Source organism: Vibrio sp. Isolate22, from assembly GCF_022398115.1.
Taxonomy (GTDB): Bacteria; Pseudomonadota; Gammaproteobacteria; order Enterobacterales; family Vibrionaceae; genus Vibrio.
This window is the reverse complement of sequence record NZ_JAKEUW010000020.1, coordinates 70,743-84,623: the sequence shown is the minus strand read 5'-3', so window position 1 is coordinate 84,623 and position 13,881 is coordinate 70,743. Positions and strand designations below refer to the sequence as shown.

12 protein-coding genes and 1 pseudogene are annotated in these 13,881 nt (G+C 44.5%); 8 read left to right on the top strand and 5 right to left on the bottom strand.

What is annotated here, in order from left to right; all coding sequences use genetic code 11:
* A partial coding sequence (locus L1D55_RS13625; RefSeq protein WP_239917779.1) for a transposase occupies nt 1-210 on the bottom strand: 210 nt, incomplete at its 3' end.
* 79 nt (nt 211-289) lie between these two features.
* Here L1D55_RS13625 and L1D55_RS13620 point away from each other — a divergent pair.
* The 5 genes and pseudogenes from L1D55_RS13620 to L1D55_RS13600 form a co-directional block, all read left to right on the top strand.
* Nucleotides 290-430, top strand: a pseudogene (locus tag L1D55_RS13620) (glutathione S-transferase family protein); the annotation flags it as partial.
* Nucleotides 431-915: 485 nt separating this feature from the next.
* A complete protein-coding gene (locus L1D55_RS13615) occupies nt 916-1,494 on the top strand; it encodes a porin family protein (protein ID WP_061031893.1) in 579 nt (192 codons plus the stop codon).
* 187 nt (nt 1,495-1,681) lie between these two features.
* Nucleotides 1,682-2,935 carry an exonuclease subunit SbcD gene (gene sbcD / locus L1D55_RS13610; RefSeq protein WP_239917778.1) on the top strand — a complete coding sequence of 418 codons (1,254 nt, stop codon included), beginning with the start codon at nt 1,682-1,684 and terminating at the stop codon, nt 2,933-2,935.
* 5 nt (nt 2,936-2,940) lie between these two features.
* Complete coding sequence (locus L1D55_RS13605; protein ID WP_239917777.1) at nt 2,941-6,657, top strand: AAA family ATPase; 3,717 nt, start codon at nt 2,941-2,943, stop codon at nt 6,655-6,657.
* Between the two features lie 305 nt (nt 6,658-6,962).
* The gene (locus L1D55_RS13600) at nt 6,963-7,106 is read left to right on the top strand and encodes a DUF2256 domain-containing protein (RefSeq protein ID WP_128160772.1); all 144 of its coding nucleotides are present in this window, start codon (nt 6,963-6,965) and stop codon (nt 7,104-7,106) included.
* 382 nt (nt 7,107-7,488) lie between these two features.
* On the opposite strand, the gene L1D55_RS13595 is transcribed toward L1D55_RS13600, so the two are convergent.
* The 4 genes from L1D55_RS13595 to L1D55_RS13580 all read right to left on the bottom strand — a co-directional run bounded on the left by L1D55_RS13595 (nt 7,489) and on the right by L1D55_RS13580 (nt 11,770).
* Entirely contained in the window at nt 7,489-8,229 is a 741-nt protein-coding gene (locus L1D55_RS13595; RefSeq protein ID WP_239917776.1) for an SDR family oxidoreductase, read from the bottom strand.
* Nucleotides 8,229-9,788, bottom strand: a complete 1,560-nt coding sequence (locus L1D55_RS13590) for a cryptochrome/photolyase family protein (RefSeq protein ID WP_239917775.1) — start codon at nt 9,786-9,788, stop codon at nt 8,229-8,231. Before L1D55_RS13590 ends, L1D55_RS13595 begins: the two co-directional genes overlap by 1 nt.
* A complete protein-coding gene (locus L1D55_RS13585) occupies nt 9,785-11,143 on the bottom strand; it encodes a DASH family cryptochrome (protein ID WP_239917774.1) in 1,359 nt (452 codons plus the stop codon). The genes L1D55_RS13590 and L1D55_RS13585 overlap by 4 nt, the downstream gene beginning before the upstream one ends.
* Nucleotides 11,144-11,347: 204 nt before the next feature.
* Nucleotides 11,348-11,770 carry a universal stress protein gene (locus tag L1D55_RS13580; protein ID WP_004739621.1) on the bottom strand — a complete coding sequence of 141 codons (423 nt, stop codon included), beginning with the start codon at nt 11,768-11,770 and terminating at the stop codon, nt 11,348-11,350.
* A 235-nt stretch (nt 11,771-12,005) separates the two neighbouring features.
* Here L1D55_RS13580 and L1D55_RS13575 point away from each other — a divergent pair, with 235 nt between their 5' ends.
* From L1D55_RS13575 to L1D55_RS13565, 3 genes are all read left to right on the top strand, one after another.
* Nucleotides 12,006-13,148, top strand: a complete 1,143-nt coding sequence (locus L1D55_RS13575; RefSeq protein WP_239917773.1) for a PcfJ domain-containing protein — start codon at nt 12,006-12,008, stop codon at nt 13,146-13,148.
* A 27-nt stretch (nt 13,149-13,175) separates the two neighbouring features.
* Nucleotides 13,176-13,313, top strand: coding sequence for a hypothetical protein (locus L1D55_RS13570; RefSeq protein ID WP_008223140.1), 138 nt, complete (start codon nt 13,176-13,178; stop codon nt 13,311-13,313).
* A gap of 77 nt (nt 13,314-13,390) precedes the next feature.
* Nucleotides 13,391-13,858, top strand: a complete 468-nt coding sequence (locus L1D55_RS13565; protein ID WP_239917772.1) for a GNAT family N-acetyltransferase — start codon at nt 13,391-13,393, stop codon at nt 13,856-13,858.
* The last annotated feature ends 23 nt before the right edge of the window (nt 13,859-13,881 follow it).

Sequence of the window (13,881 nt, the reverse complement as noted above, 5' to 3'; positions counted from 1 at the left end):
TCTCAATGGCATAGAAAAAACTCGTTTGACCATGAGTGCTGTCGTGATAGCTAAATCACTGAACCGACGCGGCCTCCCACGCTTATTCTGTTTGCTTTGCGCCCACCCGCTTATTGCTTCTTCATCAATCCAAAAGGTCAGAGAACCACGGTTAATGAGTGATTGGTTGTATTGCTTCCAGTTGGTTGTTTTGTAACGAGGCTTAGGCATAGGACTACGAGAGAGAGTGGAGGTAGCTGCTCAGATCGTAGGTTCTGGATTTAGTTCCATTGAATTACGCAACAAAGCCTTTCCTAAAGTGCAAGCGTGGCAGAGCGCTTTGATTAAGTCGGGCTTAACGGAGAAAACGGTACCTCAAGATTTTGTGGAAAAGTTTAGTGGCTTCTATTTAATGAATACCTATTTGGCAAGCCTTGCTGAAGCTCATTAATATTACATTCACTATTTTAAATATATTTTAATAGTGTTTTGTTCTGAATAATTTGAAAGGATAAATTAAAGCTCACTCTATTAAAAAATAGCGTGAGCTTTTTTGTTTTCCGGAAAGGGGAGTATCAAGTAATAGCTAGAATATACAAACCACTCTATATGATTGATTTTTCTATAACTGTCTGATTTATATTTGTTTTATGATCATTCATACAATGTTGACACTGTAATTCTCACTCATCTTTAAGCTTTTGCTCTATTTTGTCTCATAAATAAGACTCTATAAAATTTATTAACTATTCGCTTGGTGAATGAAAATTGTCGTGATAATTTCCCAATCACTTCGTAAATGAACAGTGTTGTATTGTTTTTTGGAAGTCGCTTGAATAATTTATTTTAAACAGTATCGCAACCGTTGGAATAGTGTCGGAAACCTATTAATAGTTGATGAACGGTGCTGTGGGACAAACTAAAAAGGGTATTTTCATGCTTAAATCAACATTTCTATTAGGCCTAGTTGGCTTGGTTTCACTTCCTACCTTTGCTGCTGGTATTGAGGGCGGTCCATACATTGGTGCTGGCCTTGGTGTATATCAAGATTCAGACACGGACGGTGGCGCTAATTTAGATTCTGACGGCATGGGTTACAACCTTTATGGCGGTTATCAGTTTAACCGTATTGTCGGTATCGAACTAGGCTACACGGACTACGCTGATTATGAGTTGTTTGGCCAAAAAAAGCTTTCACCAACGTCTCTCTCAGTAGCTGCGAATGTTGGTTACACTTTCGATAACTCAATCCGTCCATTTGTACTAGCGGGTTTAAGCTACGTAGATTTGAACTCGAGCAACAGTGCTTTCTATGGTGATGACTCTGGCGCAGGCTTCCACTTCGGTGTTGGTGTTGAATACACGCCAGTAGAGAACCTAACACTTCGTCTGATCTCACAAGCTGACGCCGTGAACGTTGAAAACTTCGCTTATATTAACGGTAATAAAGTACGTCTAAGCAGCCGAGACGTAGCATTTAGCACAGTAACACTGGGTGCTTCTTACAATTTCTAACGCATGTTGATATCTGAAATTGTTTATAGTTGATACGAAAGCCGCTCTGATTATGAGCGGCTTTTTTGTAGCTATAACCTATGATGCGTTCATGCGTAAAATTAGTTGCTTTTCACAAGCTTATAAAAGGGAATTGTATGGGCGATTTTGGTAGATTATAGGTATAACCGACTTCCAGTGAGCAGCAATGAAGATTCTTCACACGTCCGATTGGCACCTTGGCCAAAACTTCTACAACAAAAGCCGTAAGAATGAACATGAACGTTTTTTACAATGGTTACTTGAGCAAGTTACTGAACATGACATCGATGCGATCATCGTTGCTGGTGACATTTTCGATACCAGTACGCCACCAAGTTACGCTCGTGAGATGTATAACAAGTTTGTCGTCGATTCGAACAAGATTGGCTGTCAATTGGTACTGCTAGGCGGAAACCACGATTCCGTTTCGGTTCTGAAAGAGACCCAACAACTGCTCAAATACATGGGTGCTGATGTCATCCCAAATACCAACGAAGATCATGCGACTCAGGTTGTTGAACTCAAGGGTAAAAAGGGCGATGTAGAAGCGCTCGTGTGTGCTATTCCTTTTATCCGCCCACGTGATGTGCTGACCAGCCAAGCTGGTGTTACTGGCGTAGAGCGTCAAAAACAGCTTGGGGATGCCATCAAGCAGCACTACCAAAGTGTTTATGAGGCGGCAGTCGCTAAGCGTGCTACCTATGAAAACCATGAGCACATGCCAATCATCGCTACGGGTCACCTTACTGCAATGGGCGTTCAACAGTCAGATTCTGTACGTGATATTTACGTTGGTAACCTAGATGGCTTTGCTGCGGATGGCTTCCCAGATGCTGACTACATTGCTCTTGGTCATATTCATCGTCCTCAGGTGGTGGCCAAGCGTGAATACATTCGTTATTCCGGCTCTCCAATCCCACTTAGCTTTGACGAGCTTAAATCCCAGAAGCAGGTATGCGTGGTCGAGTTTGTTGAAGGTGAACGAACCATTTCTCAATTAGCCGTTCCTACTTTCCAACCGTTGGCCGAAATTAAAGGCGACTTGAGCGAGATAGAGTCTCAACTGAATCAATATATTGGTTTGGATGGCGAACAAAGCGTGTGGTTGTCGATAGAGGTTCAGGCTCAAGATTACCTATCTGATCTACAAGAACGTATGCGTGCATTGACTGAAGGCTTGAATGTGGAAGTACTTCAACTGCGCCGTGCAAGAGAGCGTCGCAACCAAGCGTTGGAGCAAGAATCAGCAGAAACTCTGTCTGAACTGAGCCCAATGGACGTGTTTACCAAGCGCATTGCTTTAGAAGAGTTCGAAACTGAATCTGAAAAAGCCCGCTTAGAGCGAATGACGGTGAAGTTTAAGCAAGTCATGGTCGAAGTGTCTGAAAGCGCTCAAGCAACAAACAAAGTAGAAGAGTAACGAGTATGAAGATTTTAAGCCTAGAATTTGAAAACCTGAACTCTTTGAAAGGGCGTTGGAAGCTCGATTTCACCCAATCACCGTTTGCAGAAAATGGCCTGTTTGCAATCACGGGCCCAACCGGTGCGGGTAAAACGACTATTCTGGATGCAATTTGTTTAGCGCTATTCCACCGCACGCCTCGTTTGAAAAGCATAGCGAAGGGCAATAACGAGTTGATGACTCGCGGTACCGGTGAGTGTTTCGCTGAACTTGAATTTGAAGTGCAGGGCAAAACTTATCGTTCTAACTTTCATCAAAAGCGAGCGCGCGGCAAGCACGATGGTGCACTGCAGACGCCAACATGTGAATTTGCAGGTGCAGACACTGATAAAGTCTTAGAAACCATGCTAACCAAGAAGACCAAGTTGGTTGAGCAGGTGACAGGTCTCGATTTCTCTCGCTTTACGAAATCAATCATGCTTTCTCAAGGCGAATTTGCTGCCTTCTTAAATGCTAACGCGAATGATCGTGCTGAATTGTTGGAAGAACTTACTGGTACTGAAGTCTATAGCCAGATTTCAGAACGTATTTACGATCACTTTAAATCGAGTGAAGAGTCGCTTAATCACCTGAAAGCAAAAGCTGAGGGTGTGAGTTTACTGTCTGATGAGCAAATTCAAGAGCTGACAACAGAGCGTGAGACGTTAGAAGCTGAACAGAAACGTTTAGCAGAACAACTAAAAGAGTGGCAAGCTCACCTTAGCTGGTGGAAAGACGTGACCAAAGCGCAGTATACTGTTGCGACAAGTGAACAAGACCTAAAAATAGCGCAAAGCGATTTAGAGCAAAATCGACCATCTTTGTTACGTTTGGCAAACAGCGAGCCGGCTGAGAAATTGCGACCGCTGCACAAAGACTTGAAACGCTGTGAGCATGATCTCAACCTTACGCAAATTAACCTAGATAACAGTACTAAGTTACTAGCAGTGCGCGAGGCCGAGAAGTTAGATGCCCAAACTAAACTGACTCAAAGTAGTGAAGCGGTTGAAAACGTTAAAGCCGAGCAACAGGATCAAGAAAAGATCATTGAGCAAGTCCGCCCACTGGACAACCAAATATCGGTACTCAAAGACAAGCATACCTCGGCGGTTAACGCCGCAAATACGTTGAATGAACAACACGCACAGCAACGTAATCAACAGCTTATGTTGGTGCAACAGATTGACGAGTTGAAACAGCAAGAAAAGCTGAGCGCTGACTATCTAGAGGCGCATCAGGCGGACCAACACCTCGAAAAGCACCTAGGTCAGTGGCAAGCCAAAGTTGAGCAAGTGCGTACGTTAGAGTCTCAGCATTCACAACAACTTAACTTAGCGAAGCAAACCGTTACGGCGTTAGAAGCTCAACAAGCTGTGATTAAAAACGCACAGCAAACCAAAGCATCGCAAGATCAAGCTCTAGCTGAATTGTTGCTGGCCGAGAACAATACCAAGCAGCAATGGGAAGCATTACAGGCGAGCTCCAGTGAAACAGCATTACTTGCTCAAAAAGAGTTGTTGGAGTTTTGGAATCGCAACACCCACTCGTTATTTGAAATCAATCGTGGTTTTTTGAATGCACAGCAACAGCTCGCTGTTAAGACACAAGCCCACCAAACTAACGTTCAGCAGGCTGACAAGCTATCGAAAGAGCGTGAAGTACTGGTAGAGCGATACAAAGAGAAAGAGACATCACTTGAGCGCTTAACCTTGTTAATCGCACAAGAGGGAGAGTTAGCTAAGTACCGTGCGAAGTTGGAGTCTGGCTCTGAATGTCCGCTATGTGGTTCTACTGAACATAGCGTTGAGCAGTCGCAAGATATTGCGAACTTGATTGCTCAGCAAGAGCGAGAAAAACATGAGTTAGCGGTCATTAAGAAAGATGGTCAAGAGCATCGCCAACAGTTGGATTCTCTTGCTCCTATGATCACAGCACTAAGCGATGATATTCAACGTGCACAAGCGGATATTCAGCAAGCGCAACTTAATTGGCAATCTGTAATAGGTAAGCTTCAACAGAGTTTGTCTGACTTTCCAGCTGTGACGCTGGAGTTAACACCGCTTTCTGTGACTGACCTTGGGAATGAAACGAAGGTGACGGCATTTGTTGAACAATGCGAGCTTCACTTAAATCAAACCCAGCAGCAGCTAAAAGTCTTAGTAGATGCAAAAAACAGCTATGCCGAGGCGGAGAAACAACGTTTATCTGTGAGTGTCATGGCTGATAAAGCGCAAGCTAACCTTGTGTTAGCGGAGGAGCGCCTCAACGACCTCAATAAGCAAAACCAAGCTGCGAATGAACAAGCAGGTCAAACCGCGCAAGCCAAAGAGCAACAATGGCGCTCACTCAAAGAGAGTATTGTTGAAACCTCTATCGAAGCTCCTGAACTTGAGCACATTGACGCTTGGTTCGCTGAAAAACTGCAAGCCTCAAATACATGGTTGCAAACCAAACAGCAACAGGCTGAGCTAGAGAAGCGTTTGATTACCCAATGTGCTGAACAAAAAACACTGGATGACAAACTCAGCAGTGCACAAAAAGAGCTAGATGCGTTAAGCAAAGAAAGCGAATTGTTAACTTCTGAACTGGTTCGTATTGGTGGTGAAAGAGCGCAGTTGTTTGGCGAGCAAGACATTCAAGTCGCAAGCCAAGCAATGAAGCAAAAGGTAGCAGATGCAGTTACAGCGTTAGAGGCGGCTCAGTTGGTACTTAATCGCTGTGAATTGGAACATCGAACCGAACAAACGAAACATACAGGCTTTTCTGATGAGTTAACCACGAAGCAAACAAGCCACACGCAAGCGACCAATGCTTGGGTTGAAGCTTTGCAAGCGAGCCCATTTGAAGGGGAAGTTGATTTTGAAGCGGCACTGCTCGATGAAGAGGTGCGTACTCAATTACAAAATCTTAAGAAGTCTCTGGATGAAGCGATAGTCAGTGCTCAAGCAAGGCTGAATACGGCAAAAGCAGCGCAAGTGGAACTCCAAAACCACGAAAATGCGCAAACATGGCAAGAACAAGATCAACAGCAAGTGGAGCAGGCGACAGCTGATTGCCAAGAAGCTCAACAAAGCCATGCGAGCAAGATTGGCGCAATTTCTGCCAACCTTGAAACGGATCGTCAGAACCGAAGTAACCAGCAGGATTTATTTAAGCAGATCTCTGAACAACAAGTTGAGTTCGATGATATCTCTCGCTTGAACTCGCTGATTGGCTCTAAGAATGGCGATAAGTTCCGTAAGTTTGCACAAGGCCTAACACTGGAAAACTTGGTGTACTTGGCAAACAAGCAGTTACAGCGTTTGCATGGTCGATATGAATTAAAACGCAAAGCCGACGATGGCTTAGAGCTTCAGGTACTCGATACCTGGCAGGGTGATGTAATGCGCGACACCAAAACTCTGTCTGGTGGTGAAAGCTTCTTGGTGAGTTTGGCGTTGGCACTCGCGTTATCTGATCTTGTTAGCTACAAAACCAGTATTGATTCTCTGTTCTTAGATGAAGGATTTGGCACGCTTGATAGTGACACGCTAGACATCGCATTGAACGCACTCGATAACTTGAATGCATCAGGCAAAATGATTGGCGTCATTAGCCACGTTGAAGCTTTGAAAGAGCGTGTGCCTGTTCAGTTGAAAGTAACCAAGCACGCAGGCCTTGGCGTTAGCGAGATGGAAAAGCAGTACAAAGTGGTTGCCTGATATCTTCAAGATTGGTCGGTGGTATTAAAAGCCTAGCGTGTTGAGTTGAAATGGTTTCAGCTTCAACAAAAGCAGATCCCCAACTCAGTCGTTCCTCCTTCTTGGGGATGACGGAATGGGGCTCTGATTTGTATACCAATGCTGGAAGAGATGGTCGGACGCTAGAGAGTTCCGACCATTATTTGAAGTTGGGTAAGTTAGCTTGGGTATCACAACTATCACCATTCCCTGTAGCGATGAACGAGCTTAATAGGGCATCTTTTTGTTAGAACTTCAATTGATAGGCCAAAACACAAGGAACATTCATGCACAAAAAGCCGCACCTACCGACAAAGACATGCCCTGTGTGTCAGAAGCCATTCGCATGGCGCAAGAAGTGGGAACGCTGCTGGGATGAAGTCGTGTATTGCTCTGAGCGTTGTCGCCGTAATAAACCTAAGCAAAGCTAGACTGTAGCAACGCTAGATTTTGCTGGCGAACACTTCGTCATTCCCTACAGCGAGGGGCGAGCGTGATAGGGAATCTCAATAACGTTTAGCGAATATCTTAATGAGATTCCCGACTCAATCGCTCCTCCTTCTCGGGAATGACGAGGAAGGTTATGGATTGGACTATTGCGTACACTTCCTACTTGTACAGTACTTACTAATCGTTATGTTCATGTATTCGGATGTTCCGAGTGAGTGTAACTGACTTTGGATGCTCAACTGCCTTTTGGTTATTTATGAAAGGGATCCAAATACTTACAATTTCGTCATTCCCTACAGCGAGGGACGAGCGTGATAGGGAATCTCAGTGCGGATCCGATCTTCCCAACTTTTTATTTCTGTTTTACCAAGGTAACTGTTCCCCGTTATACCCGTAGAAATGTCCGCTTTGCTCTGGTGTGGCGGTGCGAATAATGTCGACGAGTTGATGTGCCACGTAAGCTGAATCGAATAGCTTGCCCTCCGGTACATTTGCTTGAAAGGGTTTCGATAACGCAGTATCAGTCGTCCCTGGGTGCAGCGCTAATATGGTGCCTTTCTTAATTGTTCGACGCCATTCAATCGACATGGTTTTAATGAACATGTTGAGGGCAGCTTTTGATGATCGATAGCTATACCAGCCGCCTAATCTGTTATCTGAAATACTGCCAACCTTAGCGGACACCACCGCAAACTTGGGGTTGTCACTCGTTTTGAGAAGTGGAGTGAAGTGCTTAGCGAGTAACAAGCTTGGTAGGGTATTCACAGACATGTTTTTGAGGAAGAATTCTGGGTCGATGGACGACAGGTTCTTTTCAGGCCCCAGTTCTGGCGTATGTAACATCCCAACGCAGTTAATCAGCCAATCGAGTTGATCAAATTGAGAACGTAATTCGACGATATCGGATTCTTGAGTCACGTCAACCTGGTGCCAAGTTAGGCGTTTATCATCAATCTCAGGTTTTTGGGAATGGTAAGTTGCCGCAACATGAATATCGAGAAAATCAAAGCGAGACAGCTCAGACAGTAGGTGCTTAACCACGGCGAGACCAATGCCGCCACTACCACCGATAACCAATATGTGTAATCTGAGTTGCTCCACCATTATAAGTTCTCCAAATTCATCAGTCGTTGTTCCGCCGTATCTAATATCGCTTGTTGTTCTTGTGCATCCATGTTGTCCCAAGAACGATAAAGCATACCCATGCGAGGGTTTCGGTTTAAGGCGTCGCGGTGTTGATTCATAAAGCGCCAGTACAAACTGTTAAACGGACACGAGGACTCACCACTGCGCTCTTTAATTTTATAATGACAACCTTTGCAATAGTCACTCATGCGATTTATGTACGAACCGCTGGCAGAGTATGGTTTGGTTCCTACGATCCCGCCATCCGCAAACAGTGCCATACCTCGCGTATTTGGCATTTCAACCCATTCAATTGCATCTACGTAAATGCCGAGGTACCAGTTGTCGACTTGGTCTGGTGCAATGCCTGTGATTAAGCAAAAGTTGCCCGTTACCATGAGCCTTTGAATATGGTGGGCATAAGCATACTCTAGTGATTGATCAATCGCGTGCTTCATGCAATTCATCTTAGTTTGGCCATCCCAAAAGTAATGCGGCAACGCTCGGTCTGCTGAGTAGTGGTTCTTGGTAGCGTAAGCCGGCATGTTCGCCCAATACACTGCACGTATGTACTCACGCCAACCCAATATCTGACGAATGAACCCTTCGACCTGTGCAATATCGATAGTGGGTGCATTTTGCTTAGAAGAAGCGCGATAAGCAGAAAGAGCGGCATCAATAACTTCGCTAGGGCTAAGAAGCTTGCTGTTTAACGAAAACGAGAGTCGGCTGTGATACAAGCTCCACTTTGAGTCGTGTTCCACTGTCATTGCGTCTTGAAAATGACCAAATAGCGGTAGACAAACTTGGCAGAAGTGAGCGAGCAAAGACAAACTTTGCGCTCGAATCACAGGCCAAAGCAGTTGGTCACCAACTTGTCCTATGGTCGCAACTTGGTGTCGTTCAATACGCTCTAGGATGGATGAGATATCGTTGGCAAACATCAAGGGTTGTGGCAGGTTTTCGATGTCCTGTTTCTTGAGTTTTTTACGGTTGTTCGCATCATAGTTCCATTTACCGCCGACTGGTTTTCCATCGTCTAAGAGAATATCGAAACGCTTTCTCATTCGGCGATAGAAGTGCTCCATCATGATGTGTTTATCCTTCGGAAACTGCTCTTCGATTTCTGCAAAAGGAAACATGAAGTGCTCCGAGTCGCAGCACCCTTTGACGGTGTTAGGTAGTTTGAGTTTGTTGAGCTGTTCTAATAGGCGATATTCGTCTGGTCTTTGGTATTCAAATTTCTCGGCGTTAAACTCGTTTGTGTAGTGCTGTAGTACGGCGTCGAGATCTTTAAACTGTGCCGTATCATCCAAGGTCAAATGCAACACTTGGTGCCCACGTTGTGTTAGCTCTTCAGCGAAATAACCCATTGCAGAAAAGAACGCCGCCACTTTTTGGATGTGCGAGGCAACATAGTCGGTTTCCTGCTTGAGTTCGGCGATGATGTAGATCACCTCATCACTGACATGACCGAACCAAGAGTGCTCAATATTGAGCTGGTCACCTAAAATTAGTCGTACAGTTTTGTATTTCATATTACGTCCTGATATCGAGTTGACGCTGAAGCTTTATCTTCCCGGTGCCATTTGTTGATAAAGGCGTGCTCTGGGTCATACATTTCTGTTTGCTTAACAAGATCGAAATGACGGGATTTAGATTGTGATTGATTGGCTGCATTTTGTTTGTTGGTGTTTTGCGTAGCCTGTGGATTTAAAGCTCCGGCGATATAAGCCCAATTCCCCCAATTCGACGCGACATCGTAATCAATGAGTTGGCTTTCGAAGTAGGCGGCACCGTGGTGCCAATCAATACCAAGCTCGTGAATCAAGCAGCTTGCGACTAGCTGTCTGCCTCTGTTAGACATATAACCCGTTGCGTTAAGCTGGCGCATGCAGGCATCAACAATAGGGTAGTTGGTGTTGCCGCTTTTCCATTTAGCAAAGCTCGCTCCCGCAGTGGTATCAAGCAATTGTTCATTGGAGAGATTGTTAGCATCTCGACCGAACAGCGATGCCCCTAGCGTTAAACACTTCCAATAGAAATATTCACGCCACAACAACTCAAAGTAGATCCAGTACGTCGAATCGTTCGTGCCACGATGCGCTTCGAATTGTTTTAAGTGGCGGTAAATGGTTTTTGGCGATACACACCCTAGCGCTAGCCATGGCGAAAACTTGGTTGAGTTCTCGATGCCATCTAATGCGTTTCGCGTCTGTTTGTAGGTTCCGGCATAGTGATGTGAGAAGTAGTTTTCTAAGTGAGTTAACCCTGCCGTTTCGCCGCCTACGTAGTCACGTGTATCTGAGGCTTCCGATTCAAGTATCGGCTCTCTATATGAGTAAGTAGCGGTTTGAGGTGCTGGTGGCAGGTAAGTTATTACACTCTCTTCTATCTCAATCTCTAAACGTTCAACTTGAAGACGGAATTTCGTAAACGAAGCAGGCAGCTTGGTAAGTTCAAAGGGGAACGCATCACTCTCAAACAAAGTTGTGTGATGCTGCTGATAGATGAATAAATCAGGACACTGCGTTAGCGTATCATTTATTAACTGTCGCTCGTCATGGGCACAATGCGAACTGGCAAAAAAGTGTGTCACTTGCTGAGATTTGACGAGTTGAACTAAGTCCTCACTCGTATTTCGCTCTAATACAAAAAGGCGTTGTCCAAGACGCGCCAAACTCAAGGCTAAATCATCTATAGCTTGATTAATGAAAAGGTGACGATGCGCCCCGTTTTCCTGTTCTTGTGAAAGTCGAACAGAGTAGGTAGAAAGCCTTGGTTCGACCGCGACACATAGTAGCTCATCGACGCTCTGCGACGCTTGATGAAGTAGTGTGTTGTCGTTGATTCTTAAGTCATATGTAAAAAGATAGAGACCAATCTTTTTCATGCTTACACTCGTGAATTGTTAATTATTAGACGCTTACGAGTTGATACGCTAACAAGATCACAAATGATGTAGGGAAATCGGTAGTACTTAGCCAGAGAAAAAGGGACGAGTACAGAAGGGTATTCAGCCAACCGAAATATGCCAACCAATAATACCGATAGAGGTTGGCAATGCTGAACGTTTTAACCGTTTAACAGAAAGCTGCTATTCCATCGGAACGACCAAGATATCAATCGGAGAGGTGTCGATTATCTGTTTCGAGTGGGAGATAAGCTTATGCCAAAAATCATGGTGATGGCCGCACATTAATAGGTCAACGTTATTTGCTGAGATCGTGTTCTTGAGCTTATCGTTCAAATCGCCCGTACCTACAAAAATATGCTTAATAGGGTGTTTTGCGTAAGCTTCGAACTCCTTCAAGTGGTTAACGGCATCTTGATTGATGGGTAAATCCCCGTCGTTTGCTTGAATATCAACTAGCTCAGGGTAGATTTCTCCATGCGTACCATCGATGTAAACAAACGAAATACCCGCATCGAGTTTATCCGCGAAGAAAGTCGCTCTATCAATCAGTACTTTGGTGTCGTCAGACAGTTCAACCGCGACTAGAATATGTCGGTATTCCATAATTTAAGCCTTTTGTTGTGGGTTATGTAACAAGCATAGTTTTTGTTGGCGCAAATGATATCGAAGAGGTCTCATATTAAGGAAAATCATCATTCAAAGATCTTATAAAGGCTATCTTGTATATAGCGCTTTGATTGATAAGAAATTTACAAAAGGTTGATATAGTGGATGAAGCGCTAGCTTATGCTGTTATATAGGCTTGAAAGATCAATGCGCCACCAATGAAGAGGCATCAATGACAGCACTACTCACCATTCCCACCCGAACACTCGGCTTTGATTACGATATCGAGATTCGTGATTGGTCACAAAAATTGGTTGGCTACCATGTGTTTGAAGACGGACGACGTCCACTCGATGGTGGTATTGGGTTAAGCCTTAATCTCATAGAGCAATTTGATGTTAACGGGCGATGGTTAGAAACTCTGCCAGCACGCTACCGTGAAATCACAGATAACTTTCCAGAATATCAGTACCAAATGTTATGGTTGGCGGCGAACACTTATGAAGCGGCACAACTATTGGAATTACGGCCAGTGATTTTGGCGTTGATTTGCATGAAATACAGTGTTGATAACCAGAAAGCTTTGGAACTAAGCCGTTTAGGGCAAAAGAAGATCCTAGCTAAGCTTGGTTTAGACAGCAGCAAAGCGACGCTAAAATTTATCGACAAGCTTGAGTTGCACTATAACGTTGGTGATGAACTCGATCATATCGTGCGAATTTTAGAGCCGCTGCAAAGACGTGTTCTTAAGTTTAAGCACTACTCGAAGGTTGGCTACACGGCACTGCGTTTGGACCAGGTACACCCATTTTTAACCGGCAGTCGATTGGGCATTGCAATGGTTGAAGAAGGTAGACTTAATTCTCCGTCAAAGATGGCGATGTTCCAAGACGCGATATTGTTAGGGCAGGATTTAGAAATTGATGATCCTTTACGCTCAATAACCAGCCAGAACTCGTTCGCAATGTTCGAACAACTCCACGACCGTTGGACTGAGCAGCGTCAATTGCGACGTTTAGAAGGCAGTCGGCCCATGGACATGGATATCCCGTATCCGGTCCCTTTGCTGGGGAATGAAAACATTCACCCAATTACGGATTACTTTGATCTTGAGAAAGAGGGCATTGAACAAAAGCACTGTATTGGCGTGTATCATAATCGCATTATGAGCGACCGCTATGTGGTGTTTCGAATGATGAAGCCTCAGCGCTTAACCATTGGTTTACGTCGTGTTCCAAGTAAAGCGTTTCCGTTTGAGAACGACCAAATCTGCGGAAAAAGAAACGCGCCACCGACTGAGGCAGCTCGCCAAGTGATTCACGATTGGTTGGAAGAGAGCAAGCAAACGTACCCTAACCAACATTGGTTAAAGTAGACTGGGTAAAAGTAGAAGGGAAGCTTTATGTATCAACAAGGCGATTTGTGCCCACATTGTGGTTTGATTATTGCGATGCCCACGGACTTACAAGCGGAATGCTTAGGGTGTGGAGAAGAGATTAATCAAGACGCAGACTATGATCATTATGAGGAAGAAGAGTAGCGTAATACTGATTTTGAGTGAGTTGTTTAACTCACAGGCTCTCATTCCGATCGTTCGTATTTAAAAAGGAAGTTTAAATGCAAAAAGTCGTTTTTAGACAATGTGTCCAACACTCTCCACATTGGCAAGAGCTCGAACGCCTTTTTCAAAGTGAATGGGCGGACTTTGAGTTTAAATCGGCCTATCCAGAGCAGTCGGACCCAACCAATGCTCATCTACCGCCAGTTATTGTTGTCATTCGCGAAAATGTTGTTATCGGTGGCTTAGCGTACTCCCATTTTCAAGAACCTCATCAAGTAAGGGATGTTGTTTGGATTAATGCTGTTTATGTTGATGAGAAATGGCGAGGACAAGGCATTGCCAGTGAGTTGATTAAGCGAGCGGTTGAACAGATGCCAGCCTTCTACCAATCGAAAACTGCAGAAGATTCTGCGTCTAAGCTTTACGCCTATGCCAATATACCGTCCTTGTACCTATCTCTCGGTTGGTCGAGCGTCAATATTGATACCGACCCAGACCATCATGTGATGTGCGTTTCTTTTTGAGTGAAGGTATCGGCTTACGATGT

Excerpts from the sequence above, each read along its gene's own strand:
- L1D55_RS13585 (WP_239917774.1), bottom strand. The coding sequence starts at position 11,143 with ATGAAAAAGATTGGTCTCTATCTTTTTACATATGACTTAAGAATCAAC.
- L1D55_RS13570 (WP_008223140.1), top strand. The coding sequence starts at position 13,176 with ATGTATCAACAAGGCGATTTGTGCCCACATTGTGGTTTGATTATTGCG.
- L1D55_RS13595 (WP_239917776.1), bottom strand. The coding sequence starts at position 8,229 with ATGGTGGAGCAACTCAGATTACACATATTGGTTATCGGTGGTAGTGGC.
- L1D55_RS13600 (WP_128160772.1), top strand. The coding sequence starts at position 6,963 with ATGCACAAAAAGCCGCACCTACCGACAAAGACATGCCCTGTGTGTCAG.
- L1D55_RS13605 (WP_239917777.1), top strand. The coding sequence starts at position 2,941 with ATGAAGATTTTAAGCCTAGAATTTGAAAACCTGAACTCTTTGAAAGGG.
- L1D55_RS13575 (WP_239917773.1), top strand. The coding sequence starts at position 12,006 with ATGACAGCACTACTCACCATTCCCACCCGAACACTCGGCTTTGATTAC.
- L1D55_RS13565 (WP_239917772.1), top strand. The coding sequence starts at position 13,391 with ATGCAAAAAGTCGTTTTTAGACAATGTGTCCAACACTCTCCACATTGG.
- sbcD (WP_239917778.1), top strand. The coding sequence starts at position 1,682 with ATGAAGATTCTTCACACGTCCGATTGGCACCTTGGCCAAAACTTCTAC.
- L1D55_RS13580 (WP_004739621.1), bottom strand. The coding sequence starts at position 11,770 with ATGGAATACCGACATATTCTAGTCGCGGTTGAACTGTCTGACGACACC.
- L1D55_RS13615 (WP_061031893.1), top strand. The coding sequence starts at position 916 with ATGCTTAAATCAACATTTCTATTAGGCCTAGTTGGCTTGGTTTCACTT.
- L1D55_RS13590 (WP_239917775.1), bottom strand. The coding sequence starts at position 9,788 with ATGAAATACAAAACTGTACGACTAATTTTAGGTGACCAGCTCAATATT.